This is a genomic window from Streptococcus oralis (assembly GCF_026782085.1).
In the GTDB taxonomy this organism is placed as follows: domain Bacteria; phylum Bacillota; class Bacilli; order Lactobacillales; family Streptococcaceae; genus Streptococcus; species Streptococcus oralis_DA.
In genome coordinates, this window is record NZ_JAKUVW010000009.1 from 1 (window position 1) to 4,935 (window position 4,935).

1 tRNA gene and 3 rRNA genes are annotated in these 4,935 nt (G+C 50.0%); all 4 read right to left on the bottom strand.

Annotated elements, in window-relative coordinates:
* The 4 genes from rrf to MK395_RS10240 all read right to left on the bottom strand — a co-directional run bounded on the left by rrf (window position 1) and on the right by MK395_RS10240 (window position 4,887).
* Window positions 1-116 (bottom strand): 5S ribosomal RNA (gene rrf, locus MK395_RS10225).
* A 76-nt stretch (window positions 117-192) separates the two neighbouring features.
* Window positions 193-3,095 (bottom strand): 23S ribosomal RNA (locus MK395_RS10230).
* A 122-nt stretch (window positions 3,096-3,217) separates the two neighbouring features.
* Window positions 3,218-3,290: transfer RNA gene (locus MK395_RS10235), tRNA-Ala, on the bottom strand.
* 51 nt (window positions 3,291-3,341) lie between these two features.
* Window positions 3,342-4,887: ribosomal RNA gene (locus MK395_RS10240) — 16S ribosomal RNA — on the bottom strand.
* Together the 16S, 23S and 5S rRNA genes with 1 tRNA gene alongside form the textbook arrangement of a ribosomal RNA operon.
* Window positions 4,888-4,935 lie beyond the last annotated feature (48 nt).

Consider the following 4,935-nt stretch of genomic DNA (forward strand, 5'->3'; position numbering starts at 1 on the left):
GCTAAGCGACTTCCATATCTCACAGGGGGCAACCCCCAACTACTTCCGGCGTTCTAGGGCTTAACTACTGTGTTCGGCATGGGTACAGGTGTATCTCCTAGGCTATCGTCACTTAACTCTGAGTAATACCTACTCAAAATTGAATATCTATCAAATACCAAGAAAACCTCACACTTCGTATTCTCAGTTACTTTGGATAAGTCCTCGAGCTATTAGTATTAGTCCGCTACATGTGTCGCCACACTTCCACTTCTAACCTATCTACCTGATCATCTCTCAGGGCTCTTACTGATATAAAATCATGGGAAATCTCATCTTGAGGTGGGTTTCACACTTAGATGCTTTCAGCGTTTATCCCTTCCCTACATAGCTACCCAGCGATGCCTTTGGCAAGACAACTGGTACACCAGCGGTAAGTCCACTCTGGTCCTCTCGTACTAGGAGCAGATCCTCTCAAATTTCCTACGCCCGCGACGGATAGGGACCGAACTGTCTCACGACGTTCTGAACCCAGCTCGCGTGCCGCTTTAATGGGCGAACAGCCCAACCCTTGGGACCGACTACAGCCCCAGGATGCGACGAGCCGACATCGAGGTGCCAAACCTCCCCGTCGATGTGAACTCTTGGGGGAGATAAGCCTGTTATCCCCAGGGTAGCTTTTATCCGTTGAGCGATGGCCCTTCCATACGGAACCACCGGATCACTAAGCCCGACTTTCGTCCCTGCTCGAGTTGTAGCTCTCGCAGTCAAGCTCCCTTATACCTTTACACTCTGCGAATGATTTCCAACCATTCTGAGGGAACCTTTGGGCGCCTCCGTTACCTTTTAGGAGGCGACCGCCCCAGTCAAACTGCCCGTCAGACACTGTCTCCGATAGGGATAACCTATCCGGGTTAGAGTGGCCATAACACAAGGGTAGTATCCCAACAACGTCTCCTTCGAAACTGGCGTCCCGATCTCATAGACTCCTACCTATCCTGTACATGTGGTACAGACACTCAATATCAAACTGCAGTAAAGCTCCATGGGGTCTTTCCGTCCTGTCGCGGGTAACCTGCATCTTCACAGGTACTAAAATTTCACCGAGTCTCTCGTTGAGACAGTGCCCAAATCATTACGCCTTTCGTGCGGGTCGGAACTTACCCGACAAGGAATTTCGCTACCTTAGGACCGTTATAGTTACGGCCGCCGTTTACTGGGGCTTCAATTCATACCTTCGGATTACTCCTAAGCACTCCTCTTAACCTTCCAGCACCGGGCAGGCGTCACCCCCTATACATCATCTTACGATTTAGCAGAGAGCTGTGTTTTTGATAAACAGTTGCTTGGGCCTATTCACTGCGGCTGACGTAAAGTCAGCACCCCTTCTCCCGAAGTTACGGGGTCATTTTGCCGAGTTCCTTAACGAGAGTTCTCTCGCTCACCTGAGGCTACTCGCCTCGACTACCTGTGTCGGTTTGCGGTACGGGTAGAGTATGTTTAAACGCTAGAAGCTTTTCTTGGCAGTGTGACGTCACTAACTTCGCTACTAAACTTCGCTCCCCATCACAGCTCAATGTTATAGAATTAAGCATTTGACTCAATTCACACCTCACTGCTTAGACAGACTCTTCCATTCGTCTGCTTTAGTTAGCCTACTGCGTCCCTCCATCACTACATACTCTAGTACAGGAATATCAACCTGTTGTCCATCGGATACACCTTTCGGTCTCTCCTTAGGTCCCGACTAACCCAGGGCGGACGAGCCTTCCCCTGGAAACCTTAGTCTTACGGTGGACAGGATTCTCACCTGTCTTTCGCTACTCATACCGGCATTCTCACTTCTATGCGTTCCAGCACTCCTCACGGTATACCTTCATCACACATAGAACGCTCTCCTACCATACCTATAAAGGTATCCACAGCTTCGGTAAATTGTTTTAGCCCCGGTACATTTTCGGCGCAGGGTCACTCGACTAGTGAGCTATTACGCACTCTTTGAATGAATAGCTGCTTCTAAGCTAACATCCTAGTTGTCTGTGCAACCCCACATCCTTTTCCACTTAACAATTATTTTGGGACCTTAGCTGGTGGTCTGGGCTGTTTCCCTTTCGACTACGGATCTTAGCACTCGCAGTCTGACTGCCGACCATAATTCATTGGCATTCGGAGTTTATCTGAGATTGGTAATCCGGGATGGACCCCTCACCCAAACAGTGCTCTACCTCCAAGAATCTTTATGTCGACGCTAGCCCTAAAGCTATTTCGGAGAGAACCAGCTATCTCCAAGTTCGTTTGGAATTTCTCCGCTACCCACAAGTCATCCAAGCACTTTTCAACGTGCCCTGGTTCGGTCCTCCAGTGCGTCTTACCGCACCTTCAACCTGCTCATGGGTAGGTCACATGGTTTCGGGTCTACGACATGATACTAATGCGCCCTATTCAGACTCGGTTTCCCTGCGGCTCCGTCTCTTCAACTTAACCTCGCATCATATCGTAACTCGCCGGTTCATTCTACAAAAGGCACGCTCTCACCCATTAACGGGCTCGAACTTGTTGTAGGCACACGGTTTCAGGTTCTATTTCACTCCCCTCCCGGGGTGCTTTTCACCTTTCCCTCACGGTACTGGTTCACTATCGGTCACTAGGGAGTATTTAGGGTTGGGAGATGGTCCTCCCAGATTCCGACGGGATTTCACGTGTCCCGCCGTACTCAGGATACTGCTAGGTACAAAGACTATTTTAAATACGAGGCTGTTACTCTCTTTGGCTGATCTTCCCAAATCATTCTTCTATAATCTTTGAGTCCACATTGCAGTCCTACAACCCCGAAGAGTAAACTCTTCGGTTTGCCCTCCTGCCGTTTCGCTCGCCGCTACTAAGGCAATCGCTTTTGCTTTCTCTTCCTGCAGCTACTTAGATGTTTCAGTTCACTGCGTCTTCCTCCTCACATCCTTAACAGATGCGGGTAACAGGTAGTACCTGTTGGGTTCCCCCATTCGGAAATCCCTGGATCATCGCTTACTTACAGCTACCCAAGGCATATCGTCGTTTGTCACGTCCTTCTTCGGCTCCTAGTGCCAAGGCATCCACCGTGCGCCCTTATTAACTTAACCTTATTTTCTGACCTTTCAGTCATAAACTCTTTTAATACTACAGCGTTTCGGTTTATTTTCTTGTTACTATTTGATATAGATATTCAATTTTCAATGTGCATTACTTGGTGATCTCTCACCAATGGAGCCTAGCGGGATCGAACCGCTGACCTCCTGCGTGCAAAGCAGGCGCTCTCCCAGCTGAGCTAAGGCCCCACAAGACCTCTCAAGACTAAACAAGACCAATGTGCAGTTCCTTATCCTTAGAAAGGAGGTGATCCAGCCGCACCTTCCGATACGGCTACCTTGTTACGACTTCACCCCAATCATCTATCCCACCTTAGGCGGCTGGCTCCAAATGGTTACCTCACCGACTTCGGGTGTTACAAACTCTCGTGGTGTGACGGGCGGTGTGTACAAGGCCCGGGAACGTATTCACCGCGGCGTGCTGATCCGCGATTACTAGCGATTCCGACTTCATGTAGGCGAGTTGCAGCCTACAATCCGAACTGAGACTGGCTTTAAGAGATTAGCTTGCCGTCACCGGCTTGCGACTCGTTGTACCAGCCATTGTAGCACGTGTGTAGCCCAGGTCATAAGGGGCATGATGATTTGACGTCATCCCCACCTTCCTCCGGTTTATTACCGGCAGTCTCGCTAGAGTGCCCAACTGAATGATGGCAACTAACAATAGGGGTTGCGCTCGTTGCGGGACTTAACCCAACATCTCACGACACGAGCTGACGACAACCATGCACCACCTGTCACCTCTGTCCCGAAGGAAAACTCTATCTCTAGAGCGGTCAGAGGGATGTCAAGACCTGGTAAGGTTCTTCGCGTTGCTTCGAATTAAACCACATGCTCCACCGCTTGTGCGGGCCCCCGTCAATTCCTTTGAGTTTCAACCTTGCGGTCGTACTCCCCAGGCGGAGTGCTTAATGCGTTAGCTGCGGCACTAAACCCCGGAAAGGGTCTAACACCTAGCACTCATCGTTTACGGCGTGGACTACCAGGGTATCTAATCCTGTTTGCTCCCCACGCTTTCGAGCCTCAGCGTCAGTTACAAGCCAGAGAGCCGCTTTCGCCACCGGTGTTCCTCCATATATCTACGCATTTCACCGCTACACATGGAATTCCACTCTCCCCTCTTGCACTCAAGTTAAACAGTTTCCAAAGCGTACTATGGTTAAGCCACAGCCTTTAACTTCAGACTTATCTAACCGCCTGCGCTCGCTTTACGCCCAATAAATCCGGACAACGCTCGGGACCTACGTATTACCGCGGCTGCTGGCACGTAGTTAGCCGTCCCTTTCTGGTAAGATACCGTCACAGTGTGAACTTTCCACTCTCACACTCGTTCTTCTCTTACAACAGAGCTTTACGATCCGAAAACCTTCTTCACTCACGCGGCGTTGCTCGGTCAGACTTCCGTCCATTGCCGAAGATTCCCTACTGCTGCCTCCCGTAGGAGTCTGGGCCGTGTCTCAGTCCCAGTGTGGCCGATCACCCTCTCAGGTCGGCTATGTATCGTCGCCTTGGTGAGCCGTTACCTCACCAACTAGCTAATACAACGCAGGTCCATCTGGTAGTGATGCAATTGCACCTTTTAAGCAAATGTCATGCAACATCTACTCTTATGCGGTATTAGCTATCGTTTCCAATAGTTATCCCCCGCTACCAGGCAGGTTACCTACGCGTTACTCACCCGTTCGCAACTCATCCAGAGAAGCAAGCTCCTCCTTCAGCGTTCTACTTGCATGTATTAGGCACGCCGCCAGCGTTCGTCCTGAGCCAGGATCAAACTCTCATTAAAAGTTTGAGTTCTCACTCATTTCTGTCACTGACAGATTTATTGTTTTTT